This window comes from Changpingibacter yushuensis, from assembly GCF_014041995.1.
Lineage (GTDB): Bacteria > Actinomycetota > Actinomycetes > Actinomycetales > Actinomycetaceae > Changpingibacter > Changpingibacter yushuensis.
Genome location: NZ_CP059492.1, coordinates 102,101 through 120,254, shown reverse-complemented (window position 1 = coordinate 120,254; position 18,154 = coordinate 102,101). Strand labels below are relative to the sequence as shown.

General features: G+C 56.4%; 13 protein-coding genes and 2 tRNA genes. 4 read left to right on the top strand and 11 right to left on the bottom strand.

Features of this window, described 5'->3' with window-relative positions:
- Positions 1-57 precede the first annotated feature (57 nt).
- Positions 58-151: transfer RNA gene (locus H2O17_RS00500), tRNA-Ser, on the top strand.
- Between the two features lie 125 nt (positions 152-276).
- On the opposite strand, the gene H2O17_RS00495 is transcribed toward H2O17_RS00500, so the two are convergent.
- From H2O17_RS00495 to H2O17_RS00485, 4 genes are all read right to left on the bottom strand, one after another.
- Complete coding sequence (locus tag H2O17_RS00495; protein WP_220456785.1) at positions 277-1,065, bottom strand: integrase core domain-containing protein; 789 nt, start codon at positions 1,063-1,065, stop codon at positions 277-279.
- Positions 1,066-1,135: 70 nt separating this feature from the next.
- Positions 1,136-1,387, bottom strand: a complete 252-nt coding sequence (locus H2O17_RS11455) for a helix-turn-helix domain-containing protein (protein ID WP_220456784.1) — start codon at positions 1,385-1,387, stop codon at positions 1,136-1,138.
- A 350-nt stretch (positions 1,388-1,737) separates the two neighbouring features.
- Entirely contained in the window at positions 1,738-2,853 is a 1,116-nt protein-coding gene (locus H2O17_RS00490; protein ID WP_220456783.1) for an integrase core domain-containing protein, read from the bottom strand.
- Between the two features lie 509 nt (positions 2,854-3,362).
- Positions 3,363-4,208 carry a DUF1684 domain-containing protein gene (locus tag H2O17_RS00485; RefSeq protein ID WP_182049862.1) on the bottom strand — a complete coding sequence of 282 codons (846 nt, stop codon included), beginning with the start codon at positions 4,206-4,208 and terminating at the stop codon, positions 3,363-3,365.
- A 366-nt stretch (positions 4,209-4,574) separates the two neighbouring features.
- Between H2O17_RS00485 and H2O17_RS00480 the strand changes: the two genes are divergently transcribed.
- Positions 4,575-4,647, top strand: a tRNA-Arg gene (locus tag H2O17_RS00480).
- 559 nt (positions 4,648-5,206) lie between these two features.
- Here the strand turns inward: H2O17_RS00480 and galK are convergent.
- Together galK and galT are read right to left on the bottom strand one after the other, a co-directional pair.
- The gene (gene galK / locus H2O17_RS00475; protein ID WP_182049861.1) at positions 5,207-6,367 is read right to left on the bottom strand and encodes a galactokinase; all 1,161 of its coding nucleotides are present in this window, start codon (positions 6,365-6,367) and stop codon (positions 5,207-5,209) included.
- A 65-nt stretch (positions 6,368-6,432) separates the two neighbouring features.
- Entirely contained in the window at positions 6,433-7,611 is a 1,179-nt protein-coding gene (galT, locus tag H2O17_RS00470) for a galactose-1-phosphate uridylyltransferase (protein WP_220456782.1), read from the bottom strand.
- Positions 7,612-7,722: 111 nt separating this feature from the next.
- Here galT and H2O17_RS00465 point away from each other — a divergent pair, with 111 nt between their 5' ends.
- Positions 7,723-8,523 (top strand): DeoR/GlpR family DNA-binding transcription regulator, encoded by an 801-nt coding sequence (locus H2O17_RS00465; RefSeq protein WP_220456781.1) that lies wholly within the window; start codon positions 7,723-7,725, stop codon positions 8,521-8,523.
- Positions 8,524-8,548: 25 nt separating this feature from the next.
- Entirely contained in the window at positions 8,549-9,517 is a 969-nt protein-coding gene (galE, locus tag H2O17_RS00460; RefSeq protein ID WP_182049860.1) for a UDP-glucose 4-epimerase GalE, read from the top strand.
- A gap of 138 nt (positions 9,518-9,655) precedes the next feature.
- On the opposite strand, the gene H2O17_RS00455 is transcribed toward galE, so the two are convergent.
- The 5 genes from H2O17_RS00455 to H2O17_RS00435 form a co-directional block, all read right to left on the bottom strand.
- Positions 9,656-11,815 (bottom strand): alpha-galactosidase, encoded by a 2,160-nt coding sequence (locus tag H2O17_RS00455; protein WP_182049859.1) that lies wholly within the window; start codon positions 11,813-11,815, stop codon positions 9,656-9,658.
- Positions 11,816-11,823: 8 nt separating this feature from the next.
- Positions 11,824-14,841 carry a beta-galactosidase, LacZ type gene (gene lacZ, locus H2O17_RS00450; RefSeq protein ID WP_182049858.1) on the bottom strand — a complete coding sequence of 1,006 codons (3,018 nt, stop codon included), beginning with the start codon at positions 14,839-14,841 and terminating at the stop codon, positions 11,824-11,826.
- Positions 14,838-15,647, bottom strand: coding sequence for a carbohydrate ABC transporter permease (locus H2O17_RS00445; protein WP_220456780.1), 810 nt, complete (start codon positions 15,645-15,647; stop codon positions 14,838-14,840). The genes lacZ and H2O17_RS00445 overlap by 4 nt, the downstream gene beginning before the upstream one ends.
- Positions 15,640-16,623, bottom strand: a complete 984-nt coding sequence (locus tag H2O17_RS00440) for a carbohydrate ABC transporter permease (protein WP_246311264.1) — start codon at positions 16,621-16,623, stop codon at positions 15,640-15,642. Before H2O17_RS00440 ends, H2O17_RS00445 begins: the two co-directional genes overlap by 8 nt.
- 107 nt (positions 16,624-16,730) lie before the next feature.
- Entirely contained in the window at positions 16,731-18,044 is a 1,314-nt protein-coding gene (locus H2O17_RS00435) for an ABC transporter substrate-binding protein (protein WP_182049857.1), read from the bottom strand.
- Positions 18,045-18,154 lie beyond the last annotated feature (110 nt).

Below are 18,154 nucleotides of genomic sequence, written 5' to 3'. Positions count from 1 at the left end.
AATCCTCTACTGTCGATTGGAGAATTCGGGATCGTTCACGCTACGATATGTACGCATGGAGACGTCGCATAGTCCGGTCGAGTGCGCCTTCCTGCTAAGAAGGTAGGGGTCGAAAGGTCCCTCGGGGGTTCAAATCCCCCCGTCTCCGCCATTGTGAAGTCTCGCGACATCGTTCCTCGGTGTCGCGAGACTTTTTTGTGTTTTTGGCGCGGGGGTGTCTCGGGTCATCGTTCCGGTTTGTGTGGGGATGTCTCGGGTCATCGTTCCGCTGGTGTCTCACGTCATCGTTCCGGTTTGGTGGGTGGGTGTGGGCTTTTTGGGTTGGTAGTTGTGGGTCGGGTCGATGGTGTGTTCGGCGATGATTTCACCGGTTGTTTTGTTGATGACGATGGTGTTGTTGGCGTGGATGAGGATGATGATGGTCGCGCCGGTGTGTGCTCGGCCGATGCCTAGGTGGAGGAGTTTGCCTGCGTAGCGCAGGGTGGCGTGGCCGTCGGGGTCGACTTTGTCGTGGCGTACTCTCCAGATCTGGTTGAAGGCTTCCATGGTGGGTTCTGCTTTGGGTAGGGCCGTGTAGGCCACTGCTGGTGTTGTGCGGTTGAGGGCTCGGTGGGGCCGCTCATGGTTGTAGATGTGGGTGAACTGGTTGAGTTGTGTGTTGAGTTCGTCGAGGGTGGTTGATGGGCCTGCTGCTGTCAGCCATTGTTTGAGGGTTTGGTGGAAGCGTTCGATCTTGCCTTGGGTGGTGGGGTGTGCGGGTTTCCCGTTCTTTTGGGTGATGGACAGGTCGGCTAGGAGTTGTTCGAAGCCGTTGGGTTGGTTGCGTTGTCCAGTGTTTCCGCGGGCTAAGCGGGTGGTGTAGACCATGGTGTTGTCGGTCAGGGTGGAGGCTGGTGGACCGTAGGTGTCCATGGTGGTGGTGAAGGTGTCGATCACGATCGGGCCGGTGATGCGTGGGTGGGCGGAGGTGTGTAGGAGGAAGCGGGAGTGGTCATCGAGCCAGGAAATGATTTCAGTGTCGGTGCCATCGCTGAGTGGCCAGTGGGTGAAGTCTGATTGCCACATCTGGTTGGGTGCTTCGGCTTGGAAACGGTGCCAGGAGGTGCGGGTCTTTTCTGGGGTTGGGCAGATCTTGTTAGCGCGATAGTATGCGCCATATCGTTGCTGGTGAGGGTCGTGATTGTGGTGGTAGGCGGTCCCAGATGGATTGAGCTCCTGGGTCGAGTCCTTGTTCGATGAGGTCGTCTCGTAGGGTGAGGATGGCGGTGATCATGTCCGGATCGGTGGTGGCGGGGTTGGTGTGTGGGCGGCGTGAGCGTGGGTCAACGGCCAATAGTCCGCCCGTTGTGTAGCGGGCTAGCAGGATGCGGATCCATCGGGTGGACACGTTGAATCTGGTAGCGGCTTCGGTCTGGGTTTATCCGCATTCAGTGATGGCGAGGACGATGACACGGTTCCTGTTCGAGGTATTCATACCGGAACGATGACGCGAGACACAGCCGGAACGATGTCGTGACACACCCAGGGAACGATGTCGTGAGACAGAAAACGGAACGATGACGTGAGACATACCGGAACGATGTCGTGAAACCACACACCCCCGTCTCCGCCATTGTGAAGTCTCGCGACATCGTTCCTCGGTGTCGCGAGACTTTTTTGTGTTTTTGGCGCGGGGGTGTCTCGGGTCATCGTTCCGGTTTGTGTGGGGATGTCTCGGGTCATCGTTCCGCTGGTGTCTCACGTCATCGTTCCGGTTTGGTGGGTGGGTGTGGGCTTTTTGGGTTGGTAGTTGTGGGTCGGGTCGATGGTGTGTTCGGCGATGATTTCACCGGTTGTTTTGTTGATGACGATGGTGTTGTTGGCGTGGATGAGGATGATGATGGTCGCGCCTGTGTGTGCTCGGCCGATGCCTAGGTGGAGGAGTTTGCCTGCGTAGCGCAGGGTGGCGTGGCCGTCGGGGTCGACTTTGTCGTGGCGTACTCTCCAGATCTGGTTGAAGGCTTCCATGGTGGGTTCTGCTTTGGGTAGGGCCGTGTAGGCCACTGCTGGTGTTGTGCGGTTGAGGGCTCGGTGGGGCCGCTCATGGTTGTAGATGTGGGTGAACTGGTTGAGTTGTGTGTTGAGTTCGTCGAGGGTGGTTGATGGGCCTGCTGCTGTCAGCCATTGTTTGAGGGTTTGGTGGAAGCGTTCGATCTTGCCTTGGGTGGTGGGGTGTGCGGGTTTCCCGTTCTTTTGGGTGATGGACAGGTCGGCTAGGAGTTGTTCGAAGCCGTTGGGTTGGTTGCGTTGTCCAGTGTTTCCGCGGGCTAGGCGGGTGGTGTAGACCATGGTGTTGTCGGTCAGGGTGGAGGCTGGTGGACCGTAGGTGTCCATGGTGGTGGTGAAGGTGTCGATCACGATCGGGCCGGTGATGCGTGGGTGGGCGGAGGTGTGTAGGAGGAAGCGGGAGTGGTCATCGAGCCAGGAAATGATTTCAGTGTCGGTGCCATCGCTGAGTGGCCAGTGGGTGAAGTCTGATTGCCACATCTGGTTGGGTGCTTCGGCTTGGAAACGGTGCCAGGAGGTGCGGGGTCTTTTCTGGGGTTGGGCAGTGATCTTGTTATGGCGCGATAGTATGCGCCATATCGTTGCTGGTGAGGGTCGTGATTGTGGTGGTAGGCGGTCCCAGATGGATTGAGCTCCTGGGTCGAGTCCTTGTTCGATGAGGTCGTCTCGTAGGGTGAGGATGGCGGTGATCATGTCCGGATCGGTGGTGGCGGGGTTGGTGTGTGGGCGGCGTGAGCGTGGGTCAACGGCTAATAGTCCGCCCGTTGTGTAGCGGGCTAGGAGGATGCGGATCCATCGGGTGGACACGTTGAATCTGGTAGCGGCTTCGGTCTGGGTTTATCCGCATTCAGTGATGGCGAGGACGATGACACGGTTCCTGTTCGAGGTATTCATACCGGAACGATGACGCGAGACACAGCCGGAACGATGTCGTGACACACCCAGGGAACGATGTCGTGAGACAGAAAACGGAACGATGACGTGAGACATACCGGAACGATGTCGTGAAACCACACACCCCCGTCTCCGCCATTGTGAAGTCTCGCGACATCGTTCCTCGGTGTCGCGAGACTTTTTTGTGTTTTTGGCGCGGGGGTGTCTCGGGTCATCGTTCCGGTTTGTGTGGGGATGTCTCGGGTCATCGTTCCGCTGGTGTCTCACGTCATCGTTCCGGTTTGGTGGGTGGGTGTGGGCTTTTTGGGTTGGTAGTTGTGGGTCGGATCGATGGTGTGCGGCCTTTAGAGCCGATGGCTTAACGAAGAAGGGGCGAGAGACTGCTTGAGTCTCTCGCCCCTTCTATTCATCCCAACCCCTCATCATTCCCTGGCCGCATCTGGATCAATCCACGGCTCAGGGCGCTTTTCTCCGGCCCGCACCGGCACAGCAAGCACGTTGCTGTCGATCGGCTTCGGGCATGTGCCGAATGGCGTGAATGCCGCCGGGAAGTTCGCCGACCTGTTGAGGTCCACTACAAAGCTGGCCGATCCACGTTCGGACTGCGGTCCCGGAATTGTGACCTGACGCCAATCGGCGGTCTCAGTCCCGTTGGTTTCGTCATAGAAAACCGCCTGGAGATCGCCGGCTGGATCGCCAGAGACTGCTAGACGGCACTCCACGCCCTTGTATGTAAAGACGACATCGCCAACAAGCTTGTAGCTTGTGCTCACGCCTTTGCGCGCAGTGTCACTCAGTACGTCAAGAGGCTCGCCAAAGGAGTCGAACCGGGCGGCGACGACGGCGTCGGGATCGAAATCGTACACCGGAACGCCCGTGAAAGAGACGCGAGTAGGCGCTGCCGAATCACGAACTCGAACGCAATACCTACCACCCCGTACGGCGACCTCGGCGACGCGCGTGCCGGCCGAGAGTGACATATCCGAATCACCATTCTCCAAGGCGAATACCGCTTCGCCAGAAAAAGGCTCTCCATTGCGATACACGTCTGCAGACGAACCGGTTGCCGATGTTCCCTTTTGGAACGAAGCTGCGGCTTCCGAACCATTGGCATACCAGTGCCCTGGAAAATGCCCTAGCCGGGACCTTTCCTCATCCAGCCAAGTGAAGGAGATGAGGCTCAACCATCCGTGATCCTTAGCCAAGTCGCTGTTGCGATCTGCACGCCATGTGCGCCAATCCGCTTCGGCATTCAGTAGTTCAGTCATGCACACAGTCTAGGGTTTATTACAGACTTGTTAAAGAAAATGCCATATCTCGACACTCTGTCTGGGAGGATTCTTTGCCAATCTCTGGGGATGGGTGACCAAGGTACCAATTACCAACCGGATCGGCATCAGTTCACGTGGCTCCATGGATTAAGTCACACTTCTGTGTTGATTCGCCCCGCAAGCCAGAACAGTTACTCAGAACCCTCCTTACCTACACGGGACATCTGCACATGTTCATTCAGCTAACCACTGATTAATGGCTAATCCCCGACTCATCGAGCACTGTGACTGGGACCATGCGCCCCTGTTTTGCACCAAGCGACATAGCGAAGTAAGCTAAAGGACGTTCCGGAAACGGGACATGCGCTCGTAGCTCAATGGATAGAGCATCTGACTACGGATCAGAAGGTTGGGGGTTCGAGTCCCTTCGAGCGCGCTGAGGCTCCGTGCTGGTCGACATGATTCCCGGCACGGAGTTTTCGTTTATATTCCGCCAAGTATGCGCCTCACCAGACGGCCTACAAACGAGCCTCGCGCCGCGCCCACCAGTGAGCAGGTACACACAGAAGTACACACATGGTAGGTTCCTCACCACGTTCGAAATCAGAGCCAAAGAAACACCAGGTCCCTGAGAACTGTGCGGGCAATCCTAGATCTTGAAAGGGAACGGACGCGATCATACAAAAGGCAGGATCCTCACGGACATAACTTCGCGGGCCGACATGACGCTCGATCTCGGACAGTTGACATTGGACAAACAGCGTTAGGCACTTACATCCCAATTCTGGTTGTGGGAGTGGAGCGTTGAGAAAACTCAAACGGACTAGCATGCCAGGTCTGCTCGGTGACGGGAACCAGCACCTTCCGGTGGGATATGCCAAGGAGTATTTGAGGATTGAGTGATGCGTGGGGCGAGTCCGATGATCAGACAAGACTCTCAAGCATCTCCTCCACTCGGCCATGGGACAGGTAGTTAATCCCGATCTGGTGCCGCTTCAGTCAGACTCCTTGCGTGCACCATCACTGGCCACCGCCCGGAAGAACCCCGGCTCACCATAGCCTGCTGCGACGAAAGCCAACCCAATAGCATTAATCACTTCATCCACGCAGTTCTCTGGCACCAACGCAATGGCAGATCCTCCAAACCCACCACCAGTCATTCGGGCACCGATCGCGCCATGTGCCAGAGCTACATCCACCACAAGATTCAGCCGTTGTGTTGTCACTTCGAAATCGTCACGTAACGAGATATGAGATTGCGTCAAAAGACTGCCGATATTCAATGGCCCGGAATCGCGTAGCACTCGCACAGTCTCCAACACGCGAGCATCTTCACTCACTACGTGCCGTACACGACGGTAAGTCTCATCATCAAGCAGATGACGCCCGGCCTTAAGCAGTTCCTCATCAACATCACGAAGCTGCGCAACTCCCAACAACGCCGCTGCCTTCTCACAGGACGCCCTGCGCTCGGCATACTCGTTATCCGCATGTGAGTGTTCTTCGCGTGTATCAACTATGAGCAATACCAGATGATCAGCCCGCAATCCGAGCGGCACAACCTCCGTCTCGTTCGAGCGGCAATCCAGCAGAATCGCGCTATCTGCTTTCCCTTTCAGAGAGGCCGATTGATCCATGACACCAGTCGGAGCACCAACAACCGTGTTCTCCGCTCGCTGCCCAGCCAATGCGAGGTCAGTACGGGAAAGACCCAGATTCCACAGATCATTCAACGCCACTCCCACTGAACACTCCAGCGCGGCAGAAGAGGAAAGTCCCGCACCCAACGGCACATCCGAGACCACGAAGATATCAACGCCACGCGGCTCAGAACTCGGGTACCCAGCGTCCAGTACCGCGGCCATCCCCAGTACATAGGTAGCCCACTTAGGAATCTGATCACCGCCCACTTCTGAGAGCAGCGCCTCCACAACTCCGGTATACATCGCACTTGCTACCCGGAACCTGTCCGTACCATTGCAGCGCACGGCAACCCATGTTCGCCTATCGATAGCCAACGGCAGCGCAAAACCTCCGTTGTAATCTGTATGCTCACCGATAAGGTTGGCGCGCCCTGGAGCAGACCACACTCCTTCTGCCGGTTCACCATAGGTCGTCAGGAATCCAGCTTTGGCGGAGTCAAGCAAATGAGCCATCTATATTCTTTCGTGGTGGGGCATAGATCTTGCCCAAGTGGGTTCGGACTGCGGTAGTGGTCGATCTACCCATCGTTGACGCTTGCGAGCGCCTTCCGGAGGTTCTCAGCTTGAGTCTCCGGAGGAACATCACCGATAAATGCTCCCATCGCTGACTCCGAACCGGCCAAGTATTTGAGCCGATCCTTACCCCGCCGCGGCGAAGTTATCTGGAGCATGAGGCGCACCTTATCCCGGGCAACGTGCACCGGTGCTTGATGCCAAGCCGATATGTACGGGGTGGGATCTTCATACAATGCGTCCACACCACGCAACAACTTACGGTAAAGGAACGCAAGCTCGTCCTTTTCCTCACCAGTGAGACCGGCCATATCCGGAACGTGACGATGAGGCAACATGTGGATCTCAATCGGCCAACGCGCAGCAAACGGCACGAATGCAGTGAAGTGCTCACCCGCAAGCACCACGCGCTCAGAGGCCTGCTCGCGCTTCAGAATATCCGCGAAGAGGTCACCCGGATACTTCTCAATAGAGTTGAGCAACGCGCTGGTCTTGGGCGTGATAAACGGATATGAGTAGATCTGCCCATGCGGGTGATGCAACGTTACGCCAATCGCTTCTCCGCGGTTCTCAAAAGGGAAAACCTGCTGGACTCCCGGCACTGCGGAGAGCTCCGCCACGCGATCTGCCCACACTTCAACAATTGTGCGCGCCCGATTCAATGATTGCGACGCAAATGATCCCTGTGTCTGGGGAGCGAAGCACACAACTTCACAACGCCCGACCGAAGGTAGTACCTTTCCCTGGCCAACGGTGGTCAGATCGGCAAGTGCCGCAACAGGGTCAGAATCCTTCGGTGCCGTATCCGGTCCGAACGAAGGGGACTTGTTTTCAAAGACGACGACGTCGTAGTTGCTTGGGATCTCACTTGGATTCGTTGGGCTTGACGGGGCGAGTGGATCAAGCTCTGCCGGAGGGAGGAACACGCGGACCTGACGAGCTGCTGCGATGGAGATCCACTCCCCTGTCAAGGGATCCTGCCGCATCTGGGCAACAAGAGGGCGGGGCGGCATCTCACGAGTGTCCGCGGCCCGCTCTGCGGGAAGCCGAGTATCGGGATCGTCGTAGTAAATGAGTTCGCGACCATCGGCCATTCGCGTGGCGCGCTTGGTCACACCGGCACCAATTGTGGTTACTACCTGGACGGCGTGGGGGCCTTGAGCCTGCTCAATATCAATATCCACACTCACATTAAGCAACTTTCGTAATCGAAAGTCAAGGAACGGAATCTCAGCCTCAAACGAAACTATTCGAAATGTTTGACAAATCGTCGTAATGCGGCCAGACTTGGGAATGTGTCAGACAACACCAGCTCATTGAACCTTCCAATTGAGGTTCGCAGGTCCGCAATTCTCGAAACCCTCAAACAGCGTGAGTTCGTTCGAGTATCGGACCTTACGCGCCAGTACCACGTATCCGAAGTGACGATTAGAGCCGATCTCGCATGGGCCGCACAGGAACCTGGGGTCGTACGCATCCACGGCGGCGCTATGTTCGCACCCATAGATGGGAAAGAGCCGCGATACGAAGATGCAGTCGCTGCACATAGTGAGCAGAAGCGGCGCATTGCGGTGGCGGCCGCTGCCCGCGTAAACAGTGGAGATACAGTGATTCTGGACGTCGGTTCCACAACAGCGGCAGTGGCAGCTGCATTGGCGAACCGTCAGGATCTCACGGACGTTACCGTGATAACCAACAGCCTCTCCAACGCTCAGACGTTGGAGCCTCTGATCCCGCGCTTCACTGTGATACTCACCGGGGGAACACTCCGGCCCTTACAACATTCCTTGGTAGAACCGTTTGCCTCACACATTTTCTCTAGCATTGCGGCCAACATCGCCATCATCGGCGCCACAGGAGTGGAAGCTACGGCTGGAATCACAAACATCAATCTCCCTGAATCCGAACTCAAACGCGCGATGGTCCGCGCTGCCACTTCCGTAGTGGTGGTTGCTGACTCGACCAAAATTGGGCGCGTGGACAAGGGTAGGATTGCTCGGGTGGATGAGGTCTCCACTCTCATCACAGCAGGTGATGTGGACTCCGATCGTCTGGACGCACTCAAGTCCGCAGGGCTCGACGTCGTCGTCGCATAGAAGTACCACGAGCGAAAGGAAAACCATGGCTTGGCTCGTCACAGGAGGAGCAGGGTACATCGGATCGCATGTGGTCAGGGCCTTGCGCACCGCCGGTATGGAGGCGGCAGTAATTGATGACCTATCCACTGGGCACCGCGAGTTCGTGCCAACCGGTGTCCCGTTCATTGAAGGTTCGCTACTTGACAGAACAGCATTGGATGCGGCCTTCGGTGCAACCGCCATCGAAGGCGTAATACACGTGGCAGGCTACAAGTATGCTGGAGTATCTGTTGAGCGGCCTTACCACACGTACACCCAGAACATCACAGGTATGGTGAACCTACTCGAAGCCGCTCGGGAACATGGCGTTGACAAGATGGTGTTCTCATCATCAGCGTCCGTCTATGGAAACGTGACTGATGGCCTTGTCACAGAGGATACGCCAAAGGCGCCCACCTCCCCATATGGGGAAACGAAGCTTATCGGAGAATGGTTGTTAGCCGACGGCGCGCGTGCCCACGGCCTCAAGTACACCGCGCTCCGCTACTTCAACGTGGTCGGCTCTGGCACGCCAGAACTCTACGATTCGAGCCCCCACAATCTTTTCCCTCTGATTTTTGCCGCCATCGAGCAGGGCAAGATTCCCCACATAAACGGCGATGATTACCCCACCCCCGATGGCACCAACGTACGCGACTACATCCACGTATCAGATCTTGCCGCTACCCATGTGGCAGCCGCCCAGAAACTGCTCGAGGGCCAGACTATTGCAACTGCATACAACCTAGGAAGTGGCACCGGTGTTTCCGTACGCCAGATCATGGACGCTGCAGCACGCGTCACGGGCGCGGGCTTCACTCCCACCATCGCCCCACGTAGGCCCGGAGATCCAGCGCGGATCGTAGCGAGTGGCGAAGCTGCCACACGTGACTTGGGGTGGGCCAATACGCACTCAATTGATGACATGATTGCTAGCGCTTGGAAGGCAGCTCAGAGTCACCGCACCAATTAGCACGCAGGATACTTCCTGCCGTCGCGTTCGCAACAATCCGTTGCGCTCAGCAACAAGCTGTCACCTACACCTTTAGTTACTCACACAGTTCTCGATTTCGGATGCGGCCACACAATACCGCACCTGTGCCACCCTGCCTCATGACATGCGTGTTGCCCTGAGGATAGCTGATTGATCCACTTCACCTAACGGAACTCGAATACCTGCATTCACAAGCAGAGCGCCTGGAAGTTCTATTGGCTCGCTCATCCATGGGGATAACACGTCACGCCCGCGCGCGCTGACGATAGGATCTATCAACTCCACCTTGTAGCGCGCTGTGGTATCGAGTCCTGGGAGCCGCATTGCACCCAGCGGCCACGTTGCTGGCCGCTCCATCTGGAACAACCCGTAGAGTGCTTGGCTCTTGTCTGGAGCGACAGCGCCGATCACCGCGAGGCAACCAGCATGAACAGCACGATGGATCCGCGCGCGTGCTATGAATCCGCGGTACTCCTTGTAACGATCCACCCAGGCTGCCAGATCCGCCAACTCAACACTGTTCACATCGAGTAGGTTCCATTCAATTCCGAAGCTGGCGAACATCGCCACGGTAGCTCTGAAGCTCAGGTCATGAGTCCTGCCTGTGGTATGCGAACGCGGTGCGCCTACGTGTGAGCCCAAGAGCTCTGGCGGGCAGAGCTGCATCGTTCCCATCTGAATCTCTACACGCTCGTGTGGGTCGATACAGTCCGAGGCCCACACTCTGTCAGTGTGCTCCAAGATACCGAGATCGATTCGTGCGCCGCCCGACGCACACGACTCAATAAGAAGCCCCGGGTGAGCTGCCTTAATTGCATCCATGAGCCGATAGACGGCACGTGTCTGATTACGTATCGTGGCCTGTCCTGTTGCTGGCGATGCCGCATCAATAAGGTCACGGTTGTGATCCCACTTGATGTATGAAACTCCCAGGTAGCTAATCACCGCGCCTATTCGCTCCACCAGCCACGCATATGCACGTGGGTTCGAAAGGTCAAGGACATACTGGTGACGCTCCGGGATGGGCCTTCTCCCGCGAACGCCCAGTATCCAATCGGGATGTTCATGCGCCAGATCCGAGTTCAGGCTTATCATCTCCGGTTCGAACCACAGCCCAAACTCCATGCCAAGCCGGCGCACATGAACAGAGAGCTCTGCGAGTCGGTCTCCCCACACTTCCTCATCCACATACCAGTCACCCAATGATGAGGTATCGTCGCGTCGGCCACGGAACCATCCGTCGTCGACGACGAAACGTTCCACGCCAATACTGGCCGCAATTTCCGCAAGCCGCGCAAGCGTGGCGTAGTCATGCTCAAAGTACACCGCCTCCCACACGTTGAGAGTGACCAATTGTCCCTCTGTCAGTGCGGCATGTTCGTGCGAGCGGAGGTAGCGATGGAACTGAGCGGCCAATGCATCGAGTCCCTGCGCATGCGCGAAGTACACCCACGGGCTCGTATACGTCGCTCCAGTTTCCAGCGTCACCTCGCCAGACTGCAGCAGCTCACCCGCACCAACGACCTTTTGTCCGGTCGCCACCCGCTCGGCGTAGGCAACATTGTTGCCACTGTGAGCGACGTGTAATCCCCACACTTCGCCTTCGGAGTATCCACAGGCTTCTTCACCCACACACAAGACGAAGGCCGAATCGTGGCCAGTTCGCCCACGCCGCCCCTCCCGCAGATGCATCCCCACAGAAAAGGCAGTGCGTTGCTCCGTTCGTTCTTTCGTCCACCGGCCGGCGAAGTCAATAATCTGAGTTGCGCCCTCCGGCACAGGAAACGCTGTGACGATCCCGGCAAGCTCAAAAGGATCCGGCCCTGTGTTCGTGATGCTCGACTGAACGCGTACCAAGCCCTCGTCCGTGACCTCGATGCAGTCCACGAGCGTGAGACCAGCGGAGCGATCGGCACTTGTGATAGTTGCGGCCTCAGCCACAAAGCCCTGTTTGGCATGCCTGCCATCTGGGCCATCCACCTTTATGCTCACGTGCGTGAAAGAGGGCGACCAGGAATTGCCGCCAGCCCGGTGCCCCTCCACACCTGGTCGCCCGAACCAGCCTGCGGCGTGGGCTGGGTGAATCCCCACAACTAGCGGTTCATCAATACCTCCGCCGGGCACGGCGGGGACCTGCGAATCGACAAAGCTCGCGAGGTCCCCTGCACTCAGTTCTCCGGCATAGGTACCCCAATACTCCACCCGTGGGCTACTGCCAACGAAGTCGAGTATTACCGAGGTACCGCCATTGTGCAGGTGCAGGGGGCCGCTACTCATGCCCGTCTCTACAGGATTCCTTGGAACGCAAAGGTGAAGGATAGCTCCTTGTCAGCAGGAAGGCGGTACTCAGGAAGCGTCATGGCACCCCACGTATCGTCACCTCCCACACCACGGCGCATATACGCCGGCCGCAGAATAGTGCGGTGCGTGCGGGGCAGCTCGTTTGGGTGCAACGCATTCTCCACCTCAAATGGAGTCCACGGCAATGCAGAGAGTTCCATGCCGCCAGCCGTGCCGGCGCAGTCGAGCCGAATGCCATGACCTCGTTCATCCGTAATCTCTGCCCAACGCACGCCCGTGCGGTTGCCTGCTTCTTGTGGGCGCAAGTAAGGCGTAAGCATGGTTGCCACATCACGTTCAAACACGTCCAAGCGAGCTCCTTCACGCCTATCCACATAGCATTCTTCAGGACCTTCACCGTAATAGCGCAGGTTGTGCAGGTCCGCATCCACGGCCATCATGAGACTGAACTCAGGCATGTCGGGCAGCCCGGCACCGGGAGCGATCCGCGTAGTTACCTCGATCCGTCCCTGCCCATCCACCGCGTAGCTCACAGTGCTCGTGCTCTGTGGAGTAGTCGGAAGCACGTACGTAAATGTCACGACGACGACGTCGTCGTTCACTTCCAGCGTGGGATTCTCCAAAGATGCCAACGGTACGCAATAACGGCTGGCACCCAACCATTGAGCGTCGCGGCTCGGGCCTTTCCACCCCCGTTCATTCGAGGTAGGAGCATGCCAGAAATTCGGCAATGGCATACTCCGCAGAAGCTCCCTACCACCACGTTGGGTTTGACCATATCGGTATGAGACCAAACCTCCGTGGAGCTTGGAGAAGAGTGCAGAGAAGTGCTCGCCGTGTACCCCAATGTTGTGGATTGCGTTTACTACGGTTGGCGCCGATCCGCGTGCGGCGGCCACAGCGGCGTTCGCGGGGTTCGTGAACACCGCCTGATCTCCTGCGATACGGTGGCCCGCCGCTGCCCACGCAGTCGGTTCTGCCAACCTAAACTCGACGTCCACCGTGTATTCACCTGGAGTATCCGGTACCCGGACCGGATTGGGGTATGTACCGGTCTGACCAGGGGGAACAGCCGTAGCCAGCCCGTATTCTTTGATCGTGCGCCCCTCGCGGCGCAAAGTGACCACGCAGGTATAGGCGTTCGATGGTGTGAACAGGAATCGATTCTCGATCGAGATCGTTTCACGCTCAATCGTGGTGACCAACGCCCGATACACATGTGCCACTTCCTGCATGCGGGGTGTAGGAGTGTGATCGGCAAAGAGAATTCCGTTTCCGCAGAACTCCGCATCGTGTGGGGCTTCACCGCAATCGCCACCATAGCCGAAGTAGTGTTCGCCGTATCTATCAGTCAGCGCAATTGCTTGATCTGCAAAGTCCCAGATGAATCCACCTTGGAAGAGGGGCTCGCGATACGCCAGATCAATGTATTTGTGTACCGCACCGAAGGAGTTACCCATCGCGTGGGCGTACTCGCAAAGAATGAACGGCTTGTCACGATGAGTGGTTAGGTACTCCTCCACCTCGGCTGCTGGCGTGTACATGCGGCTCTTGACATCAGTGGTCTGAGGATATCGTGGATCCCAATCCACGCCCTCGTAATGCACTGGCCGATTATCCTCAGCACGGAAGTAATCAGAGACAGCGAGTATATCCGCGCCTCCAAACGACTCGTTGCCACACGACCACATGACAATGCTTGGATGGTTGCGATCCCGCCGTAGCATACTCGCTGCCCGGTCCAGGAGCACCGGAAGCCATTCAGGCCGATCTCCGGGGACCGCGGTTTCCACACCTGCGTTCTGATACCGAATCCTGTCCCACAGGCCGTGCGACTCCAGATTCATTTCATCGATAACGTACAGGCCATACTCATCGCACAGTTCATAGAGGAACGTGTTGTTCGGGTAATGACTGGTTCGAATAGCATTAAGACCCGCCGCTTTGAGGAGTTTGACGTCCTCTTCTGTGCGCTCCCTGCTCATCACGCGGCCTTGTAGGCCAAATTCGTGGCGGTTCACTCCCTTGAATACGATCCGCTGACCGTTGATCTTGAGAACGCCGTCTTCAATGCCGAACCGGCGCACGCCCACCTTCAGTGGAACAAACTCTGTGAGTATGCCCTCTGAGTCATACACCTCAAGTTCTGCTTCATAAAGATATGGATCCTCTGCGCTCCACAGGCGCGGCGCACTCAGGCTCACAGTTGCGGGTTCGCCTTCGCATTCTCCAACGGCCACCACACGTGCTCGCACATATCCGTCACCGACCAGCGAAGTATCAATGGAGATTGTTGCCCGGTCCATATCAGGAGTCAGCTCTGTGCGCACTATAACGTGTTCTGCATGTACTGCTGGCCTGCGGTACAAAACAACGTCGCGAAAGAGGCCCGAGAACCGATAGAAGTCCTGATCCTCAATCCACGAACCGCTCGTCCATTTGATTACTTGCGCAGCAACGCGGTTCTTGCCTTGGTGAACGAACTCAGTGATGTCGAATTCTGAGGGAGTGAAGGAATCGGCGCCGTAGCCCACGTAGGTGCCGTTGATCCACAGTGCCACGGCAGATTCAGCGCCCTTGAATGCAATCGAGAGCCTTTCGTTGGCTCCCACCGGATTGTCCAGAACAACATCTCTGACGTATAAGCCCACGGGGTTGAACTTTGTAGGGATCTGGCCGGGTTCTATACTCTCATGTCCATCCCATGGGTACTGTACGTTGGCATACTGTGGAAGGTCATAACCTTCCATCTGGATGTGTGCTGGCACGCGGATGTCATCCCATGTGGAACAGTCAGCATCAGACTTCTGCCACCCTTCTGAGACTTCTGAAGGATTGCGTACGTAACGGAACTTCCATGTTCCGTTCAAGCATTGTTCGAACGACGACGTGCCGAGGCAAGCTTCCTCATACGAGGCAAACCACCTGTGATCAGAGTGCGCTTCACGCCGGTTCTCCGAAAAGTACAAGGGATCAGAGACGCGGCTGAAATCGAAAGTCACTTTATGGCTCCTGTCATGCCCTCAGCAAAGCTGCGCTGAAGGGCCAAGAAGACTATTACTGCTGGAAGAGAAGCAATGAGTACGGCGAGCATGAGCACTCCGTAATCCGTTACGTAGCCTGCAATGAGGTTGGAGATCAGCATCGGCATCGTTTGATAGGACGAATCAACCAAGATCACCTTGGGCCACAAGAAGTTGTTCCATGCAGTCATGAATGTGATAACGGCCGCGGCTGCATAGGTGGAGCGCATTGTGGGCATGTAGATGCGCATAAAGATCTTCAACTCACTCAGTCCGTCCAGGCGTGCTGCCTCCAGAATCTCGTGAGGGAAGTTGCGGGATGATTGCCGGAACAACAGGATAAGGAACGGAGTGGAGATCGCTGGCAGAATCACAGCCCACGTTGAGTTGATCATTCCGAAGTTGCCAAACATCTGGAATAACGGGATCATCGTTGCGGCAAACGGAATCATCATCGCCAGAAGTAGCACTGCCATCAAGCGATCTTTGCCCTTGGAGTGATACACCTCGAAACCGTAGCCTGCAATAGAGCAGATAACGAGTGCAAGCGCGGTTGTTGCCAGAGCATTGACAGCAGAATGCCCAAGGGCAGCAAGCACATTTTGGCTGGAAACCAAGGAGTTCCAGTTATCGATAAGGCTCCCACCGGGAGTCAGTTTGGATCCCAGCACGTCACTGCTGGAGTTCGTTGCCGATACCGCCATGAAGTACAACGGGAAGAGCGAAAACGCAGCAACGATCGTGAGAAAGAGGTACATCGGAGCTTCACGAATGGCCTTAGTCACGCTTGTCACCTACCTTCATCTGGAACAGAGCAAGAACTGCAACAAGAATAAGAATCACGTACGAAAGAGCTGCCGCATATCCGAAGTTCGGATTCTTCTGGAATGAGACTTCGTAAAGGTAATGCGACATGGTCATTGATTGATGGGCGGGACCTCCTTGAGTGAGGTTCCATGATTCATCGAAGAGCTGCAGCGTTCCGTTCGTTGACATGATGGCCGTCAGTAGGATCATCGGCTTGAGCTGGGGCACCGTGACGTACCAGAAGGTCTGGAAGGAGTTGGCGCCGTCGATCTTGGCAGCTTCAATACTCGAGTACTCGATGTTCTGAAGGGCCGCCAAGTAGAAGATCATGTTGTAGCCGGTCCAGCGCCAGATCAGTCCAAGGATAATGACGAAACGCGCGGTATTGCCCTGTCCGAGCCAGTTGACTGGATCATCAAGTATTCCGATCTTCTCAAGAATGTCATTGATGAACCCGTCCTTAGCAAAGAGCGTACGAAAGACCAAGGAGTATGAGACCAGTGAGACCGCGCAGGGCAAGAATATAGCTGTTCGCCAGAATGCCTTGAACTTCAAATCACGCTTGTTGAGGATGTTGGCTAGCACTAGGGCCAGAACCAACATGATTGGTACTTGGATGATGAGGTAGAGGAAGGTGTTCTTCAGAGTCATCATGAAGATTTCATCGTCGAGCAGGCGCCGGTAGTTGTACCAGAGCGGCTCGGCGAAGCTCATGTTTGAACCACGCCCGGTCTGAAGCGAAAGGATGAACGCCTTGAACATCGGGTAGAAGTTCATAACCAAGATGAGGAATGCTGCAGGAAGCAGGAACGCCCATCCTGTGAGATTCCGCCGCTCGGAGTTACTTGGACCCCGGCCGTTTCGCTTCTTCACGCCAGGGGGCGTGGCCTTTTTATCGACTTTCCGGAAACCGAGCGTGCGCTTTTCTCCCGGAGCCGTCACAGATGTTGACACTGAGATGACCTTCCTGTGCTGGCCGCGAGCACTGCTCGCGGCCGTCCAATGGGATGGGGCTCAGGTGGTGGGGAGAACTGGCTCCCCACCACCTGATCCGAGATCCCTTACTGCATCGCGAACTCGACCGTGTCTTGTGCATTCTGTAGCGAGTCATTGGCGTCTGCGCCGCCAATGATCTCCTGAATCGCCGCACTCACAGCGTCACGAGCTTCGTAGTAGTACACACCTGTGTTGTTTGAAGGAACGTTTGCTCCAAACTCAACGATCATCTGGAAGATGGGCTGGCCGCCGAAGAACTCTGAGGGCGCTGCGTACACATCGGAGTCGCCAGCTGGCGACCAGTTCGCAATTGCGCCGGTGGACGGAAGGATCGTGTCATAAAGCTCGGTGGAGCCGGCAAAGGTTGACGCGAGGAAATCGTCTGCAAGTTCCGTGTTTGCGTTGGAACTGACCGCCCACGAAGAACCGCCATTGGCAGAGTAGTGGGTGGCTCCATCAACACTGTCCAAGCTTGGAAGGTTGGTGATCTGCCAATTGCCGGACTGGTCGTCAGCCGTCTGGATCGAACCAATGATCCATGCTCCGTTGATTGTTCCAGCAACCTGCGAGTTGACCAATGTGCCGATGTACTCATCCCACGAGTTGACCTCGAGGAAGATGCCGTCGTCGACCATCTGCTTGTAATAGTCAGTTGCCTCTACAAGGGCTTCATTGTCAGCGATGGTCGGGTTGCCATCTGAATCAAAGAGAGAAGCGCCGGCAGACTGCAGCATCATCATGATGGTGTCAGATGAACCTGCTTGCCCAGAAAGGATCGGCTGGCCTGTGGCGGCGAGAACCTGCTTGCCTAGGTCAATGAACTGATCCCACGTGACGTCTGTGAAGTCATCTACCGTCAAACCGGCTTCAGCCAGAAGATCGGTGCGAAGAGCCGTGATTGCCGTGCCCTGATCGAACGGCACGCCGTACTGTGTGCCATCTACGTTGCAGTATGCGTTCACAGCATCCGGGAACTCCGAGAAGTCAATCGCTGAGCTACTGAAGTCTGAGAACAAGTCTGGATAGTTGATGATGTTCTTCTGGCAGGCGTTGTTCTGAATGAGGAAGATATCTGGCAGCTGGTCATACTGCTGGGACTGTGCGATGGTGGTCAGTTTGGTCTGGAGATCGTCCCATGGGGTCTCAACAATGTTGAGAGTGAAGTCAGGGTGGTCTTCTTGGTAGACCTTTTCCGCTTCTTGCATGGCTGCGATGTTAAAGGCTGGGTCCCACGTCCAAACCGTAAGGCTTTGGTCGCCGCCGTCCGCCGAACTCTCTGAGTCGCTACTTCCGTTGCTCGAACCACATGCCGCCAGAATCAAGCTGAGCGGCACCATTGCTGCCATGGCCAAGTAGCCATGTTTCTTATGCGTCTTCATAAGTTGAAGATCCTCCTGTGTGTGGTGCAGGGTCTGGCAAAACCCGGCATTGTTGTGAGAGAGGCATCTTTGCCTTCTCGGATGTACCAAGCTGCTGCGCAGTTGGTGGT